This is a genomic window from Terribacillus saccharophilus (assembly GCF_002272745.1).
Classification (GTDB): Bacteria; Bacillota; Bacilli; order Bacillales; family Amphibacillaceae; genus Terribacillus; species Terribacillus saccharophilus_B.
Window position 1 is genome coordinate 70,924 of the sequence record NZ_NPBD01000015.1, and the last position, 21,321, is coordinate 92,244.

22 protein-coding genes and 2 riboswitches are annotated in these 21,321 nt (G+C 43.4%); of the genes, 10 read left to right on the forward strand and 12 right to left on the reverse strand.

Going from position 1 to position 21,321, the window contains the following annotated elements:
- Nucleotides 1–81: 81 nt before the first annotated feature.
- From argH to ddlA, 6 genes are all read right to left on the reverse strand, one after another.
- On the reverse strand, nucleotides 82–1,497 hold the full coding sequence (gene argH / locus CHH58_RS14565; protein ID WP_095228803.1) for an argininosuccinate lyase: 1,416 nt from the start codon (nucleotides 1,495–1,497) through the stop codon (nucleotides 82–84).
- Nucleotides 1,494–2,753, reverse strand: coding sequence for an argininosuccinate synthase (locus tag CHH58_RS14570; protein ID WP_095262728.1), 1,260 nt, complete (start codon nucleotides 2,751–2,753; stop codon nucleotides 1,494–1,496). The genes argH and CHH58_RS14570 overlap by 4 nt, the downstream gene beginning before the upstream one ends.
- Before the next feature lie 187 nt (nucleotides 2,754–2,940).
- Nucleotides 2,941–3,672 (reverse strand): 7-carboxy-7-deazaguanine synthase QueE, encoded by a 732-nt coding sequence (queE, locus tag CHH58_RS14575; RefSeq protein WP_095228799.1) that lies wholly within the window; start codon nucleotides 3,670–3,672, stop codon nucleotides 2,941–2,943.
- Nucleotides 3,662–4,099, reverse strand: a complete 438-nt coding sequence (queD, locus tag CHH58_RS14580; RefSeq protein WP_095228796.1) for a 6-carboxytetrahydropterin synthase QueD — start codon at nucleotides 4,097–4,099, stop codon at nucleotides 3,662–3,664. The genes queE and queD overlap by 11 nt, the downstream gene beginning before the upstream one ends.
- Nucleotides 4,096–4,755, reverse strand: a complete 660-nt coding sequence (queC, locus tag CHH58_RS14585; RefSeq protein ID WP_095228794.1) for a 7-cyano-7-deazaguanine synthase QueC — start codon at nucleotides 4,753–4,755, stop codon at nucleotides 4,096–4,098. Before queC ends, queD begins: the two co-directional genes overlap by 4 nt.
- Before the next feature lie 106 nt (nucleotides 4,756–4,861).
- Nucleotides 4,862–4,906, reverse strand: a riboswitch (PreQ1 riboswitch).
- Nucleotides 4,907–5,459: 553 nt separating this feature from the next.
- Complete coding sequence (gene ddlA / locus CHH58_RS14590) at nucleotides 5,460–6,566, reverse strand: D-alanine--D-alanine ligase (RefSeq protein WP_095262729.1); 1,107 nt, start codon at nucleotides 6,564–6,566, stop codon at nucleotides 5,460–5,462.
- Nucleotides 6,567–6,710: 144 nt separating this feature from the next.
- Here ddlA and CHH58_RS14595 point away from each other — a divergent pair, with 144 nt between their 5' ends.
- The 3 genes from CHH58_RS14595 to CHH58_RS14605 are packed head-to-tail and all read left to right on the forward strand — an operon-like array spanning nucleotide 6,711 to nucleotide 8,995.
- Nucleotides 6,711–7,166, forward strand: coding sequence for a DUF4385 domain-containing protein (locus CHH58_RS14595; protein ID WP_430980846.1), 456 nt, complete (start codon nucleotides 6,711–6,713; stop codon nucleotides 7,164–7,166).
- Between the two features lie 58 nt (nucleotides 7,167–7,224).
- Nucleotides 7,225–7,851, forward strand: coding sequence for a metal-dependent hydrolase (locus tag CHH58_RS14600; RefSeq protein WP_095228788.1), 627 nt, complete (start codon nucleotides 7,225–7,227; stop codon nucleotides 7,849–7,851).
- A 13-nt stretch (nucleotides 7,852–7,864) separates the two neighbouring features.
- Nucleotides 7,865–8,995: an MBL fold metallo-hydrolase gene (locus tag CHH58_RS14605; protein WP_095262731.1), complete on the forward strand. Its 1,131-nt coding sequence runs from the start codon at nucleotides 7,865–7,867 to the stop codon at nucleotides 8,993–8,995.
- Between the two features lie 40 nt (nucleotides 8,996–9,035).
- Here CHH58_RS14605 and CHH58_RS14610 read toward each other — a convergent pair whose 3' ends face one another.
- Entirely contained in the window at nucleotides 9,036–10,214 is a 1,179-nt protein-coding gene (locus tag CHH58_RS14610) for a pyridoxal phosphate-dependent aminotransferase (protein WP_095228784.1), read from the reverse strand.
- A 106-nt stretch (nucleotides 10,215–10,320) separates the two neighbouring features.
- A riboswitch (SAM riboswitch) is annotated at nucleotides 10,321–10,423 on the forward strand.
- A gap of 77 nt (nucleotides 10,424–10,500) precedes the next feature.
- On the opposite strand from CHH58_RS14610, the gene CHH58_RS14615 reads away from it, so the two are divergent.
- The 3 genes from CHH58_RS14615 to CHH58_RS14625 all read left to right on the forward strand — a co-directional run bounded on the left by CHH58_RS14615 (nucleotide 10,501) and on the right by CHH58_RS14625 (nucleotide 12,762).
- Nucleotides 10,501–11,595 carry an iron-containing alcohol dehydrogenase family protein gene (locus CHH58_RS14615; RefSeq protein WP_095262732.1) on the forward strand — a complete coding sequence of 365 codons (1,095 nt, stop codon included), beginning with the start codon at nucleotides 10,501–10,503 and terminating at the stop codon, nucleotides 11,593–11,595.
- Nucleotides 11,592–12,374, forward strand: a complete 783-nt coding sequence (locus tag CHH58_RS14620; RefSeq protein ID WP_095228780.1) for a carbon-nitrogen family hydrolase — start codon at nucleotides 11,592–11,594, stop codon at nucleotides 12,372–12,374. Before CHH58_RS14615 ends, CHH58_RS14620 begins: the two co-directional genes overlap by 4 nt.
- A 94-nt stretch (nucleotides 12,375–12,468) precedes the next feature.
- Entirely contained in the window at nucleotides 12,469–12,762 is a 294-nt protein-coding gene (locus CHH58_RS14625) for a DUF3817 domain-containing protein (RefSeq protein WP_095220064.1), read from the forward strand.
- 29 nt (nucleotides 12,763–12,791) lie between these two features.
- Here CHH58_RS14625 and CHH58_RS14630 read toward each other — a convergent pair whose 3' ends face one another.
- The 4 genes from CHH58_RS14630 to CHH58_RS14645 all read right to left on the reverse strand — a co-directional run bounded on the left by CHH58_RS14630 (nucleotide 12,792) and on the right by CHH58_RS14645 (nucleotide 15,383).
- Nucleotides 12,792–13,280, reverse strand: coding sequence for a DUF456 domain-containing protein (locus tag CHH58_RS14630; RefSeq protein WP_249275146.1), 489 nt, complete (start codon nucleotides 13,278–13,280; stop codon nucleotides 12,792–12,794).
- Between the two features lie 63 nt (nucleotides 13,281–13,343).
- Nucleotides 13,344–14,420: a tetratricopeptide repeat-containing glycosyltransferase family 2 protein gene (locus CHH58_RS14635; protein WP_095228776.1), complete on the reverse strand. Its 1,077-nt coding sequence runs from the start codon at nucleotides 14,418–14,420 to the stop codon at nucleotides 13,344–13,346.
- 66 nt (nucleotides 14,421–14,486) lie between these two features.
- Complete coding sequence (locus CHH58_RS14640; RefSeq protein WP_249275147.1) at nucleotides 14,487–14,849, reverse strand: DoxX family protein; 363 nt, start codon at nucleotides 14,847–14,849, stop codon at nucleotides 14,487–14,489.
- Between the two features lie 24 nt (nucleotides 14,850–14,873).
- The gene (locus CHH58_RS14645) at nucleotides 14,874–15,383 is read right to left on the reverse strand and encodes an NUDIX hydrolase (protein WP_095262733.1); all 510 of its coding nucleotides are present in this window, start codon (nucleotides 15,381–15,383) and stop codon (nucleotides 14,874–14,876) included.
- 71 nt (nucleotides 15,384–15,454) lie between these two features.
- Here CHH58_RS14645 and CHH58_RS14650 point away from each other — a divergent pair, with 71 nt between their 5' ends.
- The 4 genes from CHH58_RS14650 (at nucleotide 15,455) to CHH58_RS14665 (ending at nucleotide 19,803) form a co-directional block, all read left to right on the forward strand.
- On the forward strand, nucleotides 15,455–15,688 hold the full coding sequence (locus tag CHH58_RS14650) for a hypothetical protein (protein WP_095262734.1): 234 nt from the start codon (nucleotides 15,455–15,457) through the stop codon (nucleotides 15,686–15,688).
- 57 nt (nucleotides 15,689–15,745) lie between these two features.
- A complete protein-coding gene (locus CHH58_RS14655) occupies nucleotides 15,746–16,498 on the forward strand; it encodes an ArsR/SmtB family transcription factor (RefSeq protein WP_095262735.1) in 753 nt (250 codons plus the stop codon).
- Nucleotides 16,499–16,502: 4 nt separating this feature from the next.
- A complete protein-coding gene (locus CHH58_RS14660; RefSeq protein ID WP_095262736.1) occupies nucleotides 16,503–17,699 on the forward strand; it encodes an MFS transporter in 1,197 nt (398 codons plus the stop codon).
- Nucleotides 17,700–17,922: 223 nt separating this feature from the next.
- On the forward strand, nucleotides 17,923–19,803 hold the full coding sequence (locus CHH58_RS14665) for a serine hydrolase domain-containing protein (RefSeq protein WP_170937642.1): 1,881 nt from the start codon (nucleotides 17,923–17,925) through the stop codon (nucleotides 19,801–19,803).
- 112 nt (nucleotides 19,804–19,915) lie between these two features.
- On the opposite strand, the gene CHH58_RS14670 is transcribed toward CHH58_RS14665, so the two are convergent.
- Complete coding sequence (locus CHH58_RS14670) at nucleotides 19,916–21,178, reverse strand: S8 family peptidase (protein WP_095261387.1); 1,263 nt, start codon at nucleotides 21,176–21,178, stop codon at nucleotides 19,916–19,918.
- Nucleotides 21,179–21,321 lie beyond the last annotated feature (143 nt).

Here is a 21,321-nt window from a genome sequence, read left to right on the forward strand (position 1 = left end):
CTCCTTTCCGAAACGAACTTTATCTTTATTCTAAACATCTCATAAATATACATAAATAACAAAAGAAAGGTGAGCAGCTGCTCACCCCTCCAGTTTGGCAGCCTGCTCTTCTGTCCACTGTCTATTTGTTTCTAGCAAGGCTTCTATATCATCCACTTGCTCTTGAACCCGAACTCTCGCCGTACCACCAGGGATATTCCTGGCTGCAACGACTGTCTCCGGTGCAAGTGCTTCGTAGATATCTTCTTCTATCAGATTAGAAAACTGCTGAAGCTCTTCAAGTCCAAGATCCAGCAAATATTTCCCTTGCTCGATACTGTACAGCACTGTCTGCCCGACAACAGCATGCGATTCCCGAAACGCCATCCCTTTTGCTACAAGATAGTCAGCTAAATCTGTTGCATTCGAGAAATCATTTCGAACAGCGTGATACATATTATCCTGCTTTACATGCATCGTCTCAATCATTGGCGCGAAAAGACCAAGTGCACCCTTTAATGTCTCTACTGTATCGAACATGCCCTCTTTGTCTTCCTGCATATCTTTGTTGTAAGCAAGAGGCAATCCTTTCAAGGTGGTCAGCATCCCCATCAAATGTCCGAAAACACGGCCGGATTTACCGCGGACAAGCTCTGCTACATCAGGGTTCTTCTTCTGCGGCATCATACTGCTGCCTGTAGAAAATGCATCATCCAATTCTATGAAGTTGAACTCTGCGCTAGACCATTGAACCAATTCCTCTGAAAGTCGTGAAAGGTGCATGCTGATCAAACTCGCAGCTGCCAGGAACTCCACCACGAAATCACGGTCACTTACACTGTCCAGACTGTTTTCGGTGATAGCATCAAAATGCAGCTGCTCTGCTACAAAATGCCGATCAATCGGGAATGTCGTACCAGCTAAAGCACCTGCTCCAAGAGGCATCTTGTTCACACGCTTCCAGCTATCCTGAAGCCGCTCCACATCACGCTGTAGCATATATGCATATGCCATAAGATGATGGCCGAACAGTACCGGCTGCGCCCGTTGCAAGTGTGTATAGCCAGGAAGAATTGTATCCAGATGCTGTTTCGCCTGTTCTGTCAGCGCTGTCTGAACAGCACCAAGCAGCCCGATAATTTCTACAATTGCTTCCCGTAAATAAAGACGCATATCCAATGCTACCTGGTCATTACGGCTTCTGCCAGTATGCAGCTTCCCCCCTACAGGACCGATTTGCTCAATCAACAACCGTTCCACATTCATATGAATGTCTTCATCTGCCTGCGAGAGCGTTGCCTCTCCTGCCAGGATTTTGTTCAGAACATGCTTTAATCCATCAGCAATAGTTTCTGCTTCATCTTGTTCGATGATGCCGCATTTGCCGAGCATTGCTACATGTGCCAGGCTGCCTTGAATATCGTATTTAGCCAGTTTCTGATCAAAGCCGATGGAGGAAGTGTAGGCGTCTACTAATTCATTGGTCGGCTTCGTGAATCTTCCTCCCCAGAGCTTCATTGTTTCACAGCTTCTTTTTTATCAATTTTCAATAGTGAAGGTGCCTCCGTTTGTACTGTCAGCTTACGAGCAACCTCTGCCTGAACCTTTGTTGGCAGACCCCAAAGCTGGATGAAACCGAGTGCTGCATCATGATCGAATTTATCTTCTGGTTTGTATGTTGCCAGATCAAAGCTGTATAGAGATTCAGCAGATTCTCTACCGACAACAAGTGCATGTCCTTTGTACAGCTTCACTTTGACATTACCGGAGACTGTCTGCTGCGTTTCCTCAATGAATGCTTGCAGCGCTTTTGTTAACGGCGAATACCATAGACCGTCATAGATTGTTTGTGCAAGCTTATGCTCGACAATCGGTTTGAATTGGGAAATTTCACGTGTCATCGTCAAAGCTTCCAATTCCTGATGTGCAGCAATTAATGTCACTGCAGCCGGACATTCATAGATTTCACGAGATTTGATTCCTACTAATCTATTTTCGACATGATCGATACGTCCGACACCATGCTTACCTGCGATTTCATTTAATTTCAAGATAAGTGCATCCAATGGATAAGCTTCTCCATCAAGTGCGACTGGTTTCCCTTTTTCAAATGTAATTGTCACGATTTGCGCTTCATCTGGTGCATTTTCCGGGTCTACAGTCAATCCGAAAGCGTCACTTGGCGGCTGCTCCCATGGATCTTCCAGAATACCGCATTCGTTGGAACGTCCCCATAGATTCTGATCGACACTGTATGGGCTCTCTTTCCCAACAGGAACCGGTATACCATGCTTCTCCGCATATTCAATCTCTTCATCACGACTCATTGCCCATTCACGGACAGGAGCAACAATTTTCAAATCCGGGTCCAACGCTGTGAAGCTCACATCAAAACGTACTTGATCATTTCCTTTACCAGTACAGCCATGTGCTACTGCCACAGCTCCTTCTTCTTTCGCGATATCTACTAATACCTTCGCAATCAAAGGCCGGCTAAGTGCAGAAACTAGCGGATACTTCCCTTCATAAAGCAGATTCGCTTTCAAAGCTGGAAGCACATATTCCTCTGCATATGCAGCTTTTGCGTCTACTGTATAAGATTTAATAGCTCCAACTTGAAGTGCCTTCTCCTGAACGAAATCCAAGTCCTTGCCTTCACCGACATCCAAACCAACTGCGATGACGTCATAATTATATTTATCCTGCAGCCATTTGATTGCTACAGAAGTATCTAAACCACCAGAGTATGCGAGTACGATTTTATCTTTTGCCATTATGAATCTCCCTCTCCGTGCTGAATGCTCGATTTATTTATGTGAATTATTATGCATTATTATTAATATAAATTCAAGCATTTTTTATTAATTTAACGACTTGGTATACTATTAATCTAAAGAATAGAAGGTGCCTGCCCACTTTTTGGCATAAAAAAAAGACGAGTCTAAGAACTCGTCTTTTCGTTTATACACCGCGTTTGTTTCCCCACACAAGTGTATGAAGCTGTGGCAGGACACGCACATGATTCAGTTCATTGGAAGCGGACACCTGATCAATCAGCCATTCATACTTAGACAGCAATGCATCCTTCAATGCTGCATCATCCAAAGTAGCTGTATCATGATTACCGACTTGTACATAAAAACTCACATCTGGATAACGTTTATGAACATTCGTTGCATAACGCAAGTCTTCTTCGTCGAATATAACAACCTTCAAACTCACATGCATAAGACGCCCTGCTTCTCTCAGATTGTTAATTATCTCATCAAGACGATGAAAATCAGTCTTCATCAACGAGCTTGGCGGTTTAGGCGATATAGTGAGATCGTCGATTTCCAGGAACCACGGCTGATACCGGCTTCCCTGAGTCTCCAAAGCTACTTTCACTTCTTTCTTTTTCAGAAGCTCTGTGAACTCTCCTAGATTCTTAAGTAATGCAGGGTTTCCTCCAGAGATAGTCACGTGACGGAAACGATCTCCGCCTACTTCCTCCAATTGATTCCATATCTCTTCGGCAGTCAGTTGCCGAATGTCATCCTTGGCTGATCCATCCCATGTAAAGGCAGAATCACACCAGCTGCAGCTATAGTCGCAGCCTGCTGTACGTACGAACATCGTCTTTTGTCCGACAACCATACCTTCTCCTTGTACAGTAGGACCGAATACTTCTAAAACCGGAAATTTACTTGCCATTCTCTGTTCCTCGCTTTGGTCGATATACGCAATAGCTGGTTGGCGTCTCACGCAAGAATACTTGCAGGCACTTCGGCTGGTGAGGCAGCTGATCCAGCTCTTGTTGAATCAATTCATATATTTTACGTGCCATCACTTCTGTTGTCGGGAAATCGTCTTTCCCGAATACGTCTGTATGATCATTTAATAAGGTGTGGTCAAATTTCTTGTGAATCAATGCTTTGATGGTGGAGAAATTGAATAAAAATCCACTGTCATCCAATTCATCCCCAGCAATCGTAACATTGGCAAAATACGTATGGCCATGCACTTGCTGGCATTTACCGGCATCCGGATGCTGGATACTGTGTGCTGCAGCGAAATGCAGATCCTTATTCAATTCGTAGCTATAATCATGCTGCACTTGCGGATAAATTTGCTGGATCATACATGTTCCGCCTTTTTCGCTTCATATTGATCAAGACCGTTTTGGCGCAGCTTACAAGCCGGGCACTCTCCGCAGCCCTCGGCAACGATGCCATTGTAGCAGGTAAGTGTTTTTTCTTTTACATAATCAAGCTTACCTAGCTGATCTGCCATTTCCCATGTTTCTGCTTTATCCAGCCACATAAGCGGGGTATGGATGACGAAATCTTTATCCATTGATAGATTGAGAGATACATTCAATGATTTCACAAAGATATCCCGGCAGTCTGGGTAGCCGCTGAAGTCTGTTTCACATACACCTGTCACAAGATGCTTCGCGCCTACTTGATGCGCCAAGATCGCTGCAAAGGATAGAAATACTAGATTACGTCCCGGTACGAATGTGGACGGCAGTTCCCCTTCTTGCTGTTCAATTTCGATATCGTCTCTTGTCAATGCGTTTGGTGCAAGCTGATTCAATAAAGACATATCCAATACGTGATGTCTGATGCCTTGTTCCTTGGCTATCTGTTCGGCTACCTCGATTTCCAAACTGTGGCGCTGATTATAATTGAATGTAACAGCTTCCACTTCCTCAAACTGCTCCATTGCCCAAAACAAACAAGTTGTACTATCTTGGCCGCCGCTAAATACGACGATGGCTTTACCCTTCTTCATTACGTTTCTCCTTTTTTTCCAGACAATCCAATAAAAAAGCCTCTTCCAATAGGAAGAGGCTGCCAATTATCCATAAAAAAATAAAAAAGACTATACCCAAGGATATAGTTCCTTAGTTTTTTATAGAGGGTTGTGCTAGAACCTCTCCCAGGATGGCCTGGATTTTTTATTCTTTTCTGCAGTTCATTGTATCACAGCTGAATAATTTTGCATATGGGAAAAGGCTGGTATATTACTTAGGACTGCTTCAGTAACCCGCCGGCGGAATACTTCGCTTTCCACCTACGCTAGTGTAGATTCTCTATTTTTATATATACTACTTTTCTTATTAATCCATTATAAAAACAAATCTAGAAAAATTGATTTAGCAGGTTATCTTCTTTAACCATAAATATCTATTTCGAGCGAAAGTAATATACCACACCACGAAGAATTTTTTTTTAATTACTCCTAATCCTGCGCAATTAAATCTTATAGTTTCGTTTTCGAGTGCCTCGAACTCAATTTTTTTACTTCTGCACCAATCAATCCTAGTTGAATTGTGTGTTTACCAGGAGCAACAGAGTATTAAAGGTAACTCTAGGACCGATAGTTCCAAATTTTTTGCCGTTTAAGAATAAAAAAGGAAATCCAGACTTCGAGAATTCTACGTAAGATTCTTCATAGTCTGTATTTCCCTTTATTAATACACTAAATTACTACGATTACTGATGCTGAAAGGCTGCGTTGCTTAGTTCGTTATCTCGTTTATGACGTTCGATAGCAAGCTGAATCAGACGATCAATGAGGTCTGGGTAGGAAATACCAGTGATGTCCCAAAGCTTCGGATACATACTGATTTTCGTGAAGCCTGGAAGTGTATTTACTTCATTTACAACGAATTCCCCTTCTTCTGTTAAGAAGAAGTCGACACGTGCAAGCCCTTCGACATCAAGTGTCTGGAATACTTCAACCGCAAGCTTTCTTGCTTGTTCTGTAACAGACTCGGAAAGCTGAGCTGGGATAGCAAGCTCTGCTCCTGATTCGTCGATATACTTGGATTCATAAGAATAAAATTCTGTTTTCGGCAGAATCTCTCCTGGTAAGCTAGCGATCGGTTCTTCGTTGCCAAGTACCGCCACTTCGATTTCGCGGCCAACAATTGCTTCCTCGACAAGAACTTTCGTATCGTAGCGGAAAGCTTCTTCCAAGCCTTTGTAGAACTCATCTTCTGTCTTCGCTTTACTTACACCGACAGAGGAGCCTTGGTTCGCGGGCTTGATGAAGACTGTGGTGCCCAGCACTTCTGCTACCTCTTCATAACGGATAGAGCCAAGCTGGCGTTTTTTGAATGTGAAGCCATTCGCTACTCGAATTCCCGTTTCCTTCAATAGACGCTTTGCAATGTCCTTATCCATGCACACAGCTGAGCTAAGCACATTCGGGCCTACATACGGAAGATTCGCAATACGCAGCATCCCTTGCATGCTGCCATCCTCGCCGAGTGTACCGTGGAGGATACTGAAGATAACATCCACTTGATCTAGGACAGCGCCTTGACTCGGATTAACGAGCTGTTTCTCCTTCACACCAGGTACAACAGCGATTCCTTGCTCGGAAGGCTTCAGTTCGATATTTTTTGGATCATGTGCGTTCAGCAGATAGTCAGCCTTGTCATTCAGCTGCCATTTTCCTTCTTTATCGATACCAATCAGAACAACATCATATTTATTTTTATCAATTGCATCGGCAATATTTTTTGCAGATTGTAAGGATACTTCATGCTCCGCGGATTTTCCGCCGAAGACGATTCCTACTTTTGTTTTACCCACCTGTAACCATTCCTTTCTGACGTGAGACCATTGCTTTCATTTTATCACAAACGAGTGCGGCTGCCTCCTATGTCCATAAGAAAAAATCGTGTTTCACATGGAGCACATTCGGTAACTATATACATTAACAACAGAGACAGGAGGATGGAAATGGGCTATTACGATCATTTTGATGCCTCGACCGATTTTCGTAAACATCCAGATAAGTACCGCATCGGCCGCGGTGAGCAGGGTGTGCTGATGGTGGAGCCTTATAAAAGTGAAATCCTTCCCCATTGGCGCTTCAAAACACCAGAAATTGCAGAGGAATCCTGCCATAAAATTTCGGAGATGTTTGAGGAATACCGCAAACAGGATGATTTTGTCGGGATGGATATGGCCAGGAAATACATTCAGATGGGCTATACCCGCGCTCGCCGCTATGCTAATTATAAGGGCGGTAAAAAGTACAAGGATGCAGACAAGACGGAAAAACACGACCGGCAAATCGATGATGAAAAAGCTGCTTCTGCACAGATTTTCAAAAAAAGATGGGATGCAATAAGAGAAGACGAAGATTATCTTTCCCGTAAGAAAGCGCATCAGAAACAATACGGATAGCCATGACATAAAGATTCTAGTATGCTTTTAAAGACTAACTTTTGGAGGCACAGCTAGAATGAAAGGAATCACACATCTATTAATCGGAGCTGGCGCAGGTTTCGCCAGTGCCACCGCCTTGAATGCTGAAGGCGCTGTGACGGTCACAATGACTTGTACGGCAGCAGTTGCAGCTCTTGTACCAGATTTGGATACAGGAGGTCTCCTCTCCAACCGAATTACTTTTTCACACAAAGCCATCCGCAATATTACAATTTTTATCGGATTATTGCTCATCCTATATAGTATGTGGAATTTATTCGGCCAAGATCGTTATATTGGGCTAGCGATCGGAGCAGGAATTATGGTCCTCTCCCGCGTAATCAATAAGAAGTTCATGCTGCTGATTACAGGTATCGCTGTTCTGCTGACCGGATTGTACACGGGGCATACCTGGGTTGTCATGAGCGGATGTTACATTGGAATTGCATCTTTCCTTGCCCATCGGTCATACACTCACTCCTTGATCGGACTGATCTATTTCTACATATTGATGACATTCTTTGAACAAGAGACCGCCCTATTCGGCACCCAGCTTGCCGGCACAGCCGGTTATGCAAGTCACCTGCTCGCTGACAGCAGGATATTCCCTGTGAATAAGAAAGGAGTCAAATTGCTCCTTCCTATAATCAAAAAAGATTTTTAAAGGAGACGATTGCATGAATCCATTGCACACAGCAGAACTGGCAGAAAAAATAAAAGCGAAAGATACCGTTCATCTGCTTGATATCCGGCAAGAAGCGGATGTACAGGACTGGTCAATTGAAGCCGATAGCGTTAAAAGATATGATATTCCGTTTGCCGCTATCAAAGCAGACCCAAATAAGGCCCGTAAAGAACTGCCAGAACATGATCCTGTCTATGTAATGTGCTATCGGGGCAAATCAGCTCAGACAGCCGTCTCCCTCTTACAAGCAGCAGGAATGGAAAATACCGTCCATGTCATTGGCGGCATGCAAGCTTGGGGAGAAACACTCAGTCCCCGTAAAGTTGGCGATCTCACATATGGCGGGGAAATTTATCAATTCATGCGTATTGGGAAAGGCTGCCTATCCTACATGGTCGTTTCCAATGGAGAAGCAGCTGTAGTAGATCCGGCAAGGTTCACCGAAGCCTATTCATCCTTCGCTAAAGACAACGGATGGACGATCAAACATGTACTTGATACCCATCTTCACGCGGACCATTTGTCTGGCGGACGGAAGCTGGCAGAAGAAACAGGAGCGACATATTGGTTCCCTGCTGATGATGGAAAAGAAGCGACATTCACCTTCTCTCCTTTACAAGACGGTATGACGATTCCATTCGGAAAAACGGAGGAAGGCATGCGCAGTATTGCCTCACCAGGTCACACAGAAGGAAGCATCAGCTTTGTCGTTGATGACACATTTCTGCTGTCTGGAGATACGCTCTTTACCGAATCGATCGGCCGACCAGATTTAGCCGGTCACGCAGAACCATGGGTAAAGGATCTGCACAACACCTTATATGAAAAGTATCCATTATTGTCGTTGGACTTGATTGTCCTTCCTTCCCATTTTTCCGAGCTGTCAGAGATCGAAACGGACGGTACAGTCCAAGCACGAATGGAAGATATATACAGAAAAAATCCCAGACTGCAGCTGCAGGATGCGAGCCAATTTGCTTCCTCCGTTTTGGATAGCATTCCTCCCCAGCAGCCGAATAGCTACCAGCTGATTCGGGAAGCCAATCAAGGAAAAGCCACCATTGACAGCACAGACGAAGCCGATATAGAATTCGGCCCAAATCGCTGCGCAGTGACAAGCTAACAGACAAAAGAGCCAGTCCCACATAGGGCTGGCTCTTTTCTTATGCTTTTGAGAAGATACCGAGCTTTTCGATTCGCATCGCTGCTTCCAGTAATCTTTCTTCTGTATCCAACAAACCTGCGCGTACGTATCCTTCTCCGTATTCTCCAAAACCATTCCCCGGAGCGACCGCCACATGCGCCTTTTCCAGCAGCAGATCAGCGAATTCCTCAGATGTGTAACCATGCGGAACTGGCAGCCAAACGAAGAAAGTACCTTTTGGCTCGGGTACATCCCAGCCGATAGCACGTAAATGGCCGATGAAAGCATCTCTTCTGCTTTCATACGTATGTACGAGTTCCTCCACGCATGTCTGATCCGTTGTCAGAGCGTAAGCAGCAGCCTCTTGCATGCCGCCAAACAAACTTACATAAACATGATCCTGGATTAAGTTGATACTTTCAATTACAGATGCATTACCAACTGCAAAGGCGATGCGCCAGCCGGCCATATTATACGTTTTGGACAAGGTGTACATTTCAATGCCAACTTCTTTGCTGCCTTCGGATTGCAGGAAGCTTTGTGGTTTTTCTCCATCAAACCCGAGTGCACCATAAGCGAAATCATGCAGCACACAAATGTTATGTTCCTTTGCCAGTTCCACTGTTTTATCGAAGAACTTCTGATCCGCTGTTGCAGCAGTCGGATTGTTTGGATAGTTCAAGAACATCAGCTTCGCTTCTTCTAGATCACCAGCAGAAATAGCGCCATAATCAGGCAGGAATTCATTTTCAGCAGTTAATGGCATAAGCGACGTCCGTGCTTGTGCAAGTTCTATGCCGGACATATAATCAGGATACCCGGGATCTGGAAGCAGTGCCAAGTCACTTGGGTTCAACAGACATTGGCTGATCTCCACCAAACCTGTTTTAGAACCAAACATGATGGCCACTTCAGTCGCTGGATCCAATTTAACGCCGTATTCCCGAGCATAGAAGTCACAGACTGCCTCTTTGAGGAAATCAAAGCCTCTGAATGGTGAATATTTATGATAAGCAGGGTTATCGGAGGCTTCCTTCAGTTTCTCTACGATATGCTGCGGCGTCGGGAGATCAGGGTTTCCCTGTCCGAGCTTGATGATATCGTGCCCCTCTTTCTCCAGCAGACCTACCTTATGTACTAAGCCGGCAAAGAACTGTTCCGGCAGTCGTTTCAATGCATCCGAAAACGGAAAATCCATCTTACTCACTCTCCTGTTGTTTCACTCTTCTTATTCTGACTATTACCAATCTTGACAGTGTTAGAAATAGAGTGCGATAATGAACAAATCATACATGAATCACACACTCTTATCAAGAGAAGGCGGAGGGAATTGGCCCTATGAAGCCCGGCAACCGGTGCATTTGCACACGGTGCTAATTCCAACAGCGAGACGCTGAGGGATAAGGGGACTAGACACACGCCTTTCCCTCTTCCATATTCGTCTGGAAGAGTTTTTTTATGTAAAAAATCAATGAGGTGACAACATGACCATCAACATAAAAGGCGCTCCGAATCTTTACGTCTGTGAGGATAATATACTGGAAAGCCTTCCAGCAAGGCTTTCGGAATTGAATTGGACAAATGGTTTGCTTATTCACGGAGATGCTTCCTGGAAAGCGGCTTCCCCATTCTTGGATCCTATCGAGTTACCAGTGAAACGAGTCGCTTATAACGGCCAGTGCACACATGCAGAAGCAGCTAGGTTAGCAAGCATCGCAACAGACGAAGCTGCTCAATTCATAATCGGTGTCGGAGGCGGAAAAGTGTTAGATACTGCCAAAGCTGCTGCCAACGATGCAGGGCTGCCAGTCATCCTAATTCCGACTATCGTTTCTAACTGCTCCCCATGGGCTTCACTCAGCGTTTTTTATGATGAAGAAGGTAATTTCGTCGAATATACCGTATTCCCACGCAGCGCATTCATGTTGCTTGTCGAGCCGAAACTGCTGCTCACAACACCTGTACCATATCTGATTGCCGGAATCGGTGATACATTGGCCAAATGGTACGAAGCAGATGCACTTACCGAAAATATGACGGATCAGCCGCTTGCTGTTCAGATATCCCGCAATGCAGCTAAGTTATGCCGGGATATCCTGATTGCCGAAGGAGATGCAGCTATTTGTTCTTTACAAAATAAACGTGCAGACAGTGCATTTCTCCGAGTTGCAGAAACAATCATCATGGCAGGAGGTATGGTAGGCGGTTTCGGTGATGAATACGGCCGAATTGCTGGTGCGCATTCCATTCACAATGGACTGACAAGACTTGCACAAACACATGAGCAGCTGCACGGAAATAAAGTAGCTTACGGTATCCTTGTTCAGCTTGCATTGGAAGAAAAATTTGACGAGATTCTCACTTTGCTTCCAACTTATCAAAAGCTAGGATTACCAACGGTACTTAAAGAACTTGGCATAAAAGAAGATTTGGACAAAGCGATGAAGATTGCTGCAGACGGCGCTGTCGCCCCAGGTGAATCCATTCATTTCATGCATGTTTCCGATTCAGGTCAAGTCGTGGACGCCATGCGAAGTGTCGAGACATTCGTTGCGGCTAATAAGGGAGTGACACAATGAAACTTGCCTTAATCCAGCATGATATCGTTTTTGGTGATCCGGATGCTAATTACAGAAAAGTGGAGGATTTAATAAATGAGGCGCAGGGTGATGCCGATGTCCTAGTGCTGCCGGAGCTTTGGACAACCGGTTATGACCTGACAAGACTTGATAGCATAAGTGATGCAGAGGGAGAAACAACGAAGCGCTTCATCAGCAGACTAGCTAAAACACACCAAAAATACATCGTCGCTGGTTCCATTGCCAAGCAGACCGAAACTGGTGTCTATAATACGATGCTTGTCTTCGGACCAGCAGGTGAGCTGCTCCATGAATATGATAAGACCCATTTATTCCGGTTGATGGACGAAGAGAAATTTCTGACGCAAGGAGACAGATCTGCTTCCTTTTCGATTGGAAATAAGCGAGCAGCTGGTGTCATCTGTTACGACATCCGTTTTCCCGAATTCATCCGCACGCATATGATTCATGATCAGCAAGTGCTCTTCGTCGTTGCCGAGTGGCCTAAAGCGCGACTAGATCACTGGCGTGCTCTTTTGCTCAGCCGTGCAATTGAAAACCAATGCTACGTTGTTGCTTGCAATCGTGCAGGAAGTGATCCTGCTAATGAATTCGCCGGACACAGCCTGATCATCGGACCATGGGGTGAGATCATTGCTGAAGCCGGCGAGGAAGCGACCATTCTGTATGGTGAAGCAGTTCTTGACCAAGTGGACGACGTTCGCAGCCGCATCCCAGTATTCCAGGACAGACGTCCGTCCATCTATGATGTAACATGATATTTTGACAATGTTATGACAAGTTCTCCCGATGAGTGGTAAATAGGAGCAAGCTTGCTTATACTATTTATAAATAGTTTCTGGGAGGGCTTTCATGCAAGCGACATTGAAATGGTTCCGTATCATCGGATTTCTCGAGGGGACTTCCTTACTTTTGTTATTGTTCTTGGCAATGCCTTTGAAATACATGATGGATATACCAATCTTCGTCACCTACATAGGTGCCATCCATGGCGGTTTATTCGTCCTGTATGTCATTTGGACCGGCTACACGACCTTGAAAGTTGGCTGGGGAATGAAATGGGCAATCTTAGCCCTGCTCGCATCCGTCATTCCATTCGGTTATTATATTTTAGATATGCGATTGCAAAAAACAGAATACGCATAAGAAAAAGCGAGCAGAGATGCTCGCTTTTTTTATACGAAAGCTGCTATAAAGAACCACACAATCATGATTAATTGTATTACAATCTTTGCTATCGATCCGCCAAGGAAACCTAGAAGTGAGCCAATTGAAGAATAGATAGCTTCCTTCGGTGTTCTTTTTTGGATAAGTTCTGTTATAAGCACAGCAACAAACGGCACAATAATGATACCAAAAGGCGGGATGATGAAGGAACCGACAATTACACCGATTGCTGCAATTCGTTCTCCCCACTTGCTGCCTCCGAATTTTTTAACAAAATAACTGTTCGCGATAATATCCGAGATAATCAGAATCACCGTCAGGATAACCATCGCAATCCAGAAGAATACAGACAAATCTCCATCACTGAGCATGAACTGGAAAACTAGGAATCCAATCCAAAGCATAAGCGGAGAAGGAATGACGGGATAAACGATTCCCGCGAAACTAGCGATGAATGCCACCGCAATGATAATCCAAGCAATTATATCTAATGCCACAACTAATCCTCCATATCTTACCTTGATAGTACGTATTATGACACATGAAGCAGTAAAAGGAAATTAATGACTGAGCTTCTCAAAGAATGCTGTGTTATGAAGGATACTTGGATGATTGGGGTTATAGGACACAGCTTTTTCATGGGCCGATTTTGCCTGAGCAAGCTGACCGATCCGAGAATAACATAGCGTCAGCTGCAAATACGGATACCAAGTTGTATAAGCAGGTACACTGAACCCAGACAGCTCCTTCCCCTCATAATCCAAGGCCTGCTCATACCAATACGCAGCTGCATCATAATTTCGATCCTCTGTCAGTAAGTCACCGATTAAACAGCAGAATTCCGGTCGCGGCCGGTCATAACGGAAGGAACGGAACAGATGCATGCGATACCCTTCTATATCTCCTTCTGCTTTGCAACAATCTGCCAGATATTGGCATGCCCGGATATTGTCCTCCACCCAGCCCTTTTCTGATTGAAGAAACTCCATATAGTAAGACTTGGCAAGTTCGAACTTCCCGTGATCCTTCAGCTCATTTGCATAATAAAACATATCGCGTGGTGTCAGTTCCCTGCCAGAAGCGACGAAGGACTCATAAATTCTCAGATTGCGGTCTGAAATCGTATGAGTTTTTTCGCTTTTACGGTGTGTGACAGCTATTTCCGATGCCACGATATTACCGCCGAATTCCAAGTATTCATGGACGGCACCATGCCAGCGAAAATTCTTGCTGCGCTTTACGATTCGATTGCGCCTATAGAGGTATAACGGCCGGCCCTCAGCATCCAAACTTGTATGATAATACATCGATACGACATCTATTTCATCAGTCAAATTGCTCCACAAAGTACGAAAAGCCTCTTGATCCTTTGGCAGCAGCACATCATCCGCATCAAGCCACATAACATACTCTCCCGTTGCCTTACTGAAGCTGTAATTTCTAGCAGCAGAAAAATCGTCAATCCATTTGAAATCAAAGATACGTGATGTGTACTGTTCTGCAATTTCCTTTGTCCGATCAGTAGATCCTGTATCAACGATAATTATTTCATCCACTAAATCCCGGACACTTTCCAAACAGCCTGCCAGCACCTCTTCTTCATTTTTAACAATCATACACAAACTAATGGAGCGCATAGGTCACCTCGGCATACATGATATTCTCACTATATGCGAAGCCTTTCGAGGAATTGCAGATGCGTTTTATCTCGTAACCTTCCAAGCCCACCAGATAAGTACCGGCTGTACAAAGAGCCTAGCATAAAGAAGTGCTTGGTTGGTCTCCTCAAAGCCTGGCATCGGGATATCATAGACGGCACTGTAAATGTTTGCCGGGAAGATCGCAATCAGGTAAACGATAGTGACAATAGCAGTTAATTTCCTGGTAGCCGGTACAAGTAGTCCTATAGCCAGGAGAATCTCGGCAATGCCAGTCAGATAAATTAATGTATAGCGCAATGGTACATACGCTGGCAGCATGGCAACGAAACCATCATCCAATACAAAATGCAAAATACCAGCCACAATAAACATCAGACTGAATACATACAAGCCCACTTTTTTCACCTAAGCTGCACCCTCTTTTTTTCCTTATCTAATACCCTGATCTCCTTCCTGGAAACTCGTCTCTTTGATTCCCCACTCTGGATAAACGATTGTTTCTATTGGCATTTCAGACGACAATAGCCAATTGATCGCCTGTGTGACCAAAGGTGAGCTGTTCGTAATAGATAAACCATCAATAGGCATCCATTCTGCCCCTAGCGCATCCTGCCCTGTAAATTGCTCAGGAACTCGCAATTCTCCAGTTACCTCTGCTGTATAAAAGACAGCTGTATGATGTACATGGGTAAAGTCCTTCCACTGCCAAGGAAGCTTAAAATCTACAACGCCAATCTGCTTCTTCACTGCTGCAGTTAAACCTGTTTCTTCCTTCACTTCACGAATGACAGCCTCCAGTAAACCCTCTCCGCTTTCCAGACTTCCGCCTGGCAAGTCATAGCGATTGATATATGGGCCGCTTCCTTTATGGATGACAAGCAGTTCGTTTTCTTTATGTATAACAGCATAAACGCCGAATGCACAATGATAATTATTCATTTCATCGCTCCGTTCTATTTTTATTGAATATAATATTCTAATAATATAGAATATTTAATGAGGTGGTAGATATGAAAATAATTCAAACAGGATTTAAGGCAAAGCAAGATTATACCATTCGTTTTGAAACATCGTTACTATGGGAAGCAGCTTTAGGAATTGCCGCAATAACGAATGTCTCACTTGCTGGGACACTAGAGCATGTGGAAAAGATGTGGGATGATCCCGAAAATGGCTTTTCGACAGATCTTCAGCAAGAACTGCATGTGATCCATCAGCACAATACTTGGAAAGCACTGCTCTAGTTGCTGCACCACTCAAATGCCACAACCTTAGATGAATGGACAGATGAGCTCTCCAACATGCCGGAACAGACATTGCGGGAACAAAGTCTTCCCTACATTGGAAGCGCATTTGAAAAATATCGAACGCAGGCTGCTCAGGGAAATGAAAGCTCACTAGCAACTCTTCAAGAAGTTACCGCAGACAACCCTTTCTTCCCACATTATATTGCTTTTATTGCCGATTCAGATATTAATTTCCTGAAAAAACACTTAATATCTGTTATGAAAAAATGGTTCAAAGAAGTAATTAGACCGAAGGAAACGCTCCTGCAGGATATGCTGAAACGTGATATTTCAAATAAAGAACATAAGCTGACAGCAATGGATAAATTGACGTTCATACGCTGGGTGACAAACAGTACAAACTTCGAACCAGACGGTACCATTGATACGATTTTATTTATCCCGCATTATCTCTACAGACCGTGGACCATCAGTGCAGACCTGCCTGATACAAAGGTTTTTTATTATCCAATTCACGCTAATAGCATCGATCCAGAAAACAGATATAATCCGGATACGATGCTTGTAAGAAAGTATAAAGCATTAGGTGATGCAACCAGACTTAACTTACTAAAACGTTTGTTGGAAGGTGAACAAACGCTCCAGCAATTAACGGAGCAGCTTCCCGTTGCGAAATCAACACTGCACCATCATTTGAAAATGCTCAAATCCGCTGGACTAATCGGGTCAGATAAACAAGCTTACTACGTAAATAAAAAGAGTATTGCTTCCCTAGATCACGAACTGCAAACCTTTTTGGAAGAGTGATCACATGACTATGCAGAAAATTACGCTAACCCATCCGTTATCACGCCTGATGATGAGTACCACAATGGCTTCCATGGCTGGACAGGTTTACAGCATCCTGCTCCCGCTGCTAGTGCTTGAAGTAACCTCTTCCACTATCGCTGTTACGATCGCCATAGCGGCTGAACGGGCGACGATGCTACTGCAGCCTCTTATCGGTCCTTTTCTCGACCGTGCAAACTGGAAGTATGTACTGCTGTTTGCTGACTTTGCCCGCTTTCTCTGTTTTTTGCTGCTAAGTATATCTGCCTTAACCGGACAGATAAGTCTCCTGCTTATCTGTGTCATTTCCATGTGCATCGGATTCGCTGGTCAATTCTATCAGGGTGCTCAGTTTACTACCATTCCACATCTAGTTGCCGATCGACAGCTTCTTTTAGCTAACAGTCTGGAAAGTGCTATATTTCAGCTAACCATCGTGACTGGTCCGAGCATAGGCGGTATTGTTCTTCTATTCTTCAACATCCATTACAGCTTATTAGCAGTAAGCGGTCTTTCCTTACTGGCCGTTTGGTTAGTGCTCCTGCTTCCATACGAAAAACAAACAACCAGCTCCAGAACTTTCTCCATATCCCAATACATACACGAGCTGAGGGAAGGATTCTCTTTCATCTATCAACAGAAAGAAATTTGGTACACCAATCTTATATCGCTAATCTCCAACTTCGGAATACAATTTCTCATTGTTTTGCTGGTCATCTATGTAAACCAACTCACAAAAGATCCTTTGCTGCTTGGCATTGTATTATCTTCTGGCGGAATCGGAGCCATTCTAGGTACATCTCTGGGTTTCTTTGCCGATCGGTTCTCTACGTACAAACAGATATTATTCGTTGCTAAAGTGATTGGCGGTTTATCCATCATCTGTGTCGGGCTGACGGATACTATTTGGCTCGCGGCTTGCTTCAATATGATTGGGACAGCAGCTGCAGGTGCCGTTAACCCGATCATGAAAACAATTCGACAGCGCTATACACCACGGTTTTTACTAGGTCGTGTCCAATCCACATCCCGCTTCATTACGTTTACCTTACTTCCAGTTGCTTCTGTTTGCGCTGGTCTCTTATCAGAGTGGTTTGGCATTGGACTAACAATTGTACTCGGCGGATGTATCGCTTTAATCTCCGGGCTTCTTGTTTGGAGATTGCCACATAAAATATAAAAGGAGAACCCTCATAAAGGAGCCAACTTGTTGAAAGATTAAGGATTTAAACATCATTCTCCATCCAGAGACTTAGTCACGAACAAGTCTCTGGACAGATGTTTAATAAAGGATAGCTCAGTAAAATCAATTTACCCCGATAATTATCTGAGTTAATGAAAAGTAAAAGATGTAAGTGGATTAACATACTTATTGATTAAAAGGCTTTATGAGGGGGTGCTACATGTATAAGAAACTTTTCCTTTTGTTACTGATTGCCTTAATTCCTTTATTTCCACAAACGCTTTATGCTAACGAGTACGAAACTCCATCAGGAATCCCATTATCCGAAGTAGAAGATTACGTAGATGACTATGTAAGTGACTATATTGGCAAGACAACTGCAGGTGCAAGCATCGTTATAGTAAAAAATAATGAAATTGTGCTTTCGAAGGAATATGGTTTTGGAGATATTGAAAACCAAGTGAAAATAGATTCTGGTACCTCTATTTTCGAATGGGGCTCAATAAGTAAATTGTTTGTCTGGGTATCGGTTATGCAATTAGTTGAGCAAGGAAAGATCAATTTAGATGCAGATATAAGGAATTACTTACCAAACGGATTTATTAAGCATCTTAAGTATGATGATCCTATCACAATGCTGGATTTAATGAACCATACAGCTGGGTTTGAGGAGAGAATTTTTGATTTAGGGTATGCGAATGCGAATGCTAACCAATTAAAACCTTTGGATGTAGGATTACAAATAGCTGAGCCGAACCAGATTTATCGTCCAGGTGAAGTCGTTGCTTATTCAAATTATTCAACAAGTCTAGCTGCTTATATAGTTCAGTTAATTACTAATCAGGATTTTAATGAATATGTAGAAGAACATATATTTCAGAGATTAGGTTTTTCAGACTCAACTGCCTATTTGTTACCAGAAAGCAATGAACAGATAATAAAAAACAAAGTAAATGGCTATGAACTTGTTGATAAAGGAAAATTCGAACGCTCAACAGAATACTATATGTCACTGTATCCGAGCGGAGCAATAAATGGAACAGCACAGGATTTAGCTAAGTTTTCAAATGCACTAATGCCACAGTCCCAAAATAAGAACGTTTTATTTGAGAATGAAGATACCCTTAAGAAATTGCTTTCGCAAAGTCATTCTGCGAATGAACATGCGCCTGGTATTGCTCATGGCTTTTGGGAGTATGATGGTACGTATAAAGGATTTACACATGGTGGGAATACCAATTCTTTTTCAAGTAACTTCCACATAGTGCCTGAAGAAAACTTTTCAGTTATTATCTTAACGAATCAAGCATCAGAGCTTGATATTTCTTATGGGTTAGTAAAAGAATTAGTCGGAGAAAAAGAGCAGCATACTGTATCCTCATCTCACCTACCAAGTTCAAAATCATTAGAAGGTAAGTATATCTCTGCTCGAAGGATAGAAAGTGGCTTCCTAAATCTATACGCTTATTTAGTTCCACTTACAGTCACATCAATTAATGAAAAAGAAATAGAAGTGAGTCTTGCTGGTGCGACTGCTGTTTACACACAAACATACCCTGATGTTTATAAAATGAAAAACGGACACCCTTTGTTTATTCCTACAAGTGTTCTCTATTTCTCAAATGACGATGGTGACATTAAACAAGTTCATACATCCATTTCAGATTATCTGCCCATGGATAAAAGTCCTTATTGGTTAACGATTAATGCTATTTTAGCCGTTTACTGCTTCCTGTTTTTTATCTTATCCCCATTTGTTTTAATCATAAGTAACATCCTAAGTCGGAAAAGAAAAAAGCAATCTCTAAAAATAAGAAAGTGGATATACTTATTAAACTTTGCCGGTGCAGCTTTTGTGTTGAATGTAAGTCTATTGATAATAAGAATGTTACGTAATATTGATAGAGCTTATACTGAAGTGCTTCCGCATATCGTTACTAACTATATTTTAACGATTATAAGTAGTATCTCTATTGCTTTCTTTCTAATTAATATTAAACAAGATAAAACAACTAAGTTTCAGTTTTACTTATATTTATTGACTATCATTTCTATTATTCTGCTAATCTCCTTACTTATAACATGGCAGTTTTATAGCTGACGAAAAAATATAGAAGCACTAGGTCAATCTCAGATATACGTAATAGAATTTCTGGCAGGAACAATAAAGAAGAAGGCTCCTTATGTGAGCCTTCTTCTTTATTTCGCCTAACTTATTGAACACGAGGGAAACCGAAACCGGAGGCATAATCATCGCCTCTAGCAGCACCATAGCCGCCAAGGATATCGTTAGCACGAGCACGGGACTGCAATGTCTGTCTCACTTGGGAGCTGCTCAAGCCAGTGTTTTCCGACCAAATCTTAGCTGCCAAACCAGAGATATGCGGTGTAGCCATCGATGTACCAGTCAGTGACGCATATGTGTTTCCTGGATAAGTGGATAGGATAGCTGATCCTGGAGCTGATACTTCCACATCACCTTGCTGAATAACATAATCACCATCTGTACGACTGTAGCCTCGAGAGGAAGAATCGGCAACTCGGTATGTACCGTTTTGCTGACGGTTCTCCAAGTTTGCTACTGCAACAGCTTCTGGCAGTGCAGCAGGATAGCCGATTGAACCTTCATACGGGCCGGAGTTACCCGTAGCTGCGATGACTAATGCACCTCTGCTATTTGCATAACGAACTGCACTGGAGATGAGAGAATCCTGTCCTCCGCCAAGAGACATTGAAATGACGACTTTCTCACCACGGTTTGCTCCATCATCGGCAGCTTTCCGGATACCGTTTGCGATGTCATCGGAATAGCCGCGCCCATCATCACCAAGTACTTTATAAGCCCAAAGATCTGCTTCCGGTGCTACACCAAAGATACCTGAACCATTTCCGCCATTGGCAAGTGCAGAACCAGAGACGTGGGTACCATGCCCATCACGATCGACACAAGTGCCATTCACCTGTCCGCTGGATGCTTGGGTAAAGTCGACACACTGCTCCACATTGGCAGCAAGGTCAGGGTGGTTAACAGACGTGCCAGTATCGAGAACAGCGATGTTGATATTATTTCCGCCGCTTGTTCTAGTTATGGATGAGTTATTATAAATTGCTTGAATTCCCCACGGTGTACGGTCGGATACAGCTTGTGTCGATACATCCCGTTTTTCAGACACTTCCTGCTTCGTATATACACTTACTTCGGTCACTTCCAGGGCTTTGTCAGCTTTTAGCTCCTCGAGCTCTTTTTTAGATACCTCAGTTGTAAAGCCTTCATTACCGAAGCTGTTGCGGACACCATGCTCTTCCTTGACCTCGTCGGTTGCTTGAGTAGAAAATACACCGTCCTTCTGCTTAACGAGAACGCGGACTTCCTCATTCTTTGCCGTTTCATCAGGAGCTGCACCAGCTTGTAACGGCTGGAATACAGATAACCCTATCATTGCGACAGCAGCGACACTTACCAGTTTTCTTTTCATTCAATCACCTCGCTAGATTTTATAGTCACTGAAGTGGAGTCCGACCCTCTGCCCTTCTAGACTCTCAGAAACTATTATAGTAAATCTAGCATAGGCTATCTTGGAAATGTATTGGGAAAACTGACGACAACAGTACACAAAAA

Coding starts and splice junctions, on each gene's coding strand:
- CHH58_RS14625 (WP_095220064.1), top strand. CDS start 12,469: ATGCAAGCGACATTGAAATGGTTCCGTATCATCGGATTTCTCGAGGGG.
- queC (WP_095228794.1), bottom strand. CDS start 4,755: ATGAAGAAGGGTAAAGCCATCGTCGTATTTAGCGGCGGCCAAGATAGT.
- CHH58_RS14595 (WP_430980846.1), top strand. CDS start 6,711: ATGGAAATGGGCTATTACGATCATTTTGATGCCTCGACCGATTTTCGT.
- CHH58_RS14570 (WP_095262728.1), bottom strand. CDS start 2,753: ATGGCAAAAGATAAAATCGTACTCGCATACTCTGGTGGTTTAGATACT.
- CHH58_RS14665 (WP_170937642.1), top strand. CDS start 17,923: ATGTATAAGAAACTTTTCCTTTTGTTACTGATTGCCTTAATTCCTTTA.
- CHH58_RS14655 (WP_095262735.1), top strand. CDS start 15,746: ATGCCGGAACAGACATTGCGGGAACAAAGTCTTCCCTACATTGGAAGC.
- CHH58_RS14605 (WP_095262731.1), top strand. CDS start 7,865: ATGAATCCATTGCACACAGCAGAACTGGCAGAAAAAATAAAAGCGAAA.
- CHH58_RS14600 (WP_095228788.1), top strand. CDS start 7,225: ATGAAAGGAATCACACATCTATTAATCGGAGCTGGCGCAGGTTTCGCC.
- argH (WP_095228803.1), bottom strand. CDS start 1,497: ATGAAGCTCTGGGGAGGAAGATTCACGAAGCCGACCAATGAATTAGTA.
- CHH58_RS14670 (WP_095261387.1), bottom strand. CDS start 21,178: ATGAAAAGAAAACTGGTAAGTGTCGCTGCTGTCGCAATGATAGGGTTA.
- CHH58_RS14660 (WP_095262736.1), top strand. CDS start 16,503: ATGACTATGCAGAAAATTACGCTAACCCATCCGTTATCACGCCTGATG.
- CHH58_RS14635 (WP_095228776.1), bottom strand. CDS start 14,420: ATGCGCTCCATTAGTTTGTGTATGATTGTTAAAAATGAAGAAGAGGTG.
- CHH58_RS14615 (WP_095262732.1), top strand. CDS start 10,501: ATGACCATCAACATAAAAGGCGCTCCGAATCTTTACGTCTGTGAGGAT.
- queD (WP_095228796.1), bottom strand. CDS start 4,099: ATGATCCAGCAAATTTATCCGCAAGTGCAGCATGATTATAGCTACGAA.
- queE (WP_095228799.1), bottom strand. CDS start 3,672: ATGGCAAGTAAATTTCCGGTTTTAGAAGTATTCGGTCCTACTGTACAA.
- CHH58_RS14645 (WP_095262733.1), bottom strand. CDS start 15,383: ATGAATAATTATCATTGTGCATTCGGCGTTTATGCTGTTATACATAAA.
- CHH58_RS14650 (WP_095262734.1), top strand. CDS start 15,455: ATGAAAATAATTCAAACAGGATTTAAGGCAAAGCAAGATTATACCATT.
- CHH58_RS14610 (WP_095228784.1), bottom strand. CDS start 10,214: ATGGATTTTCCGTTTTCGGATGCATTGAAACGACTGCCGGAACAGTTC.
- CHH58_RS14620 (WP_095228780.1), top strand. CDS start 11,592: ATGAAACTTGCCTTAATCCAGCATGATATCGTTTTTGGTGATCCGGAT.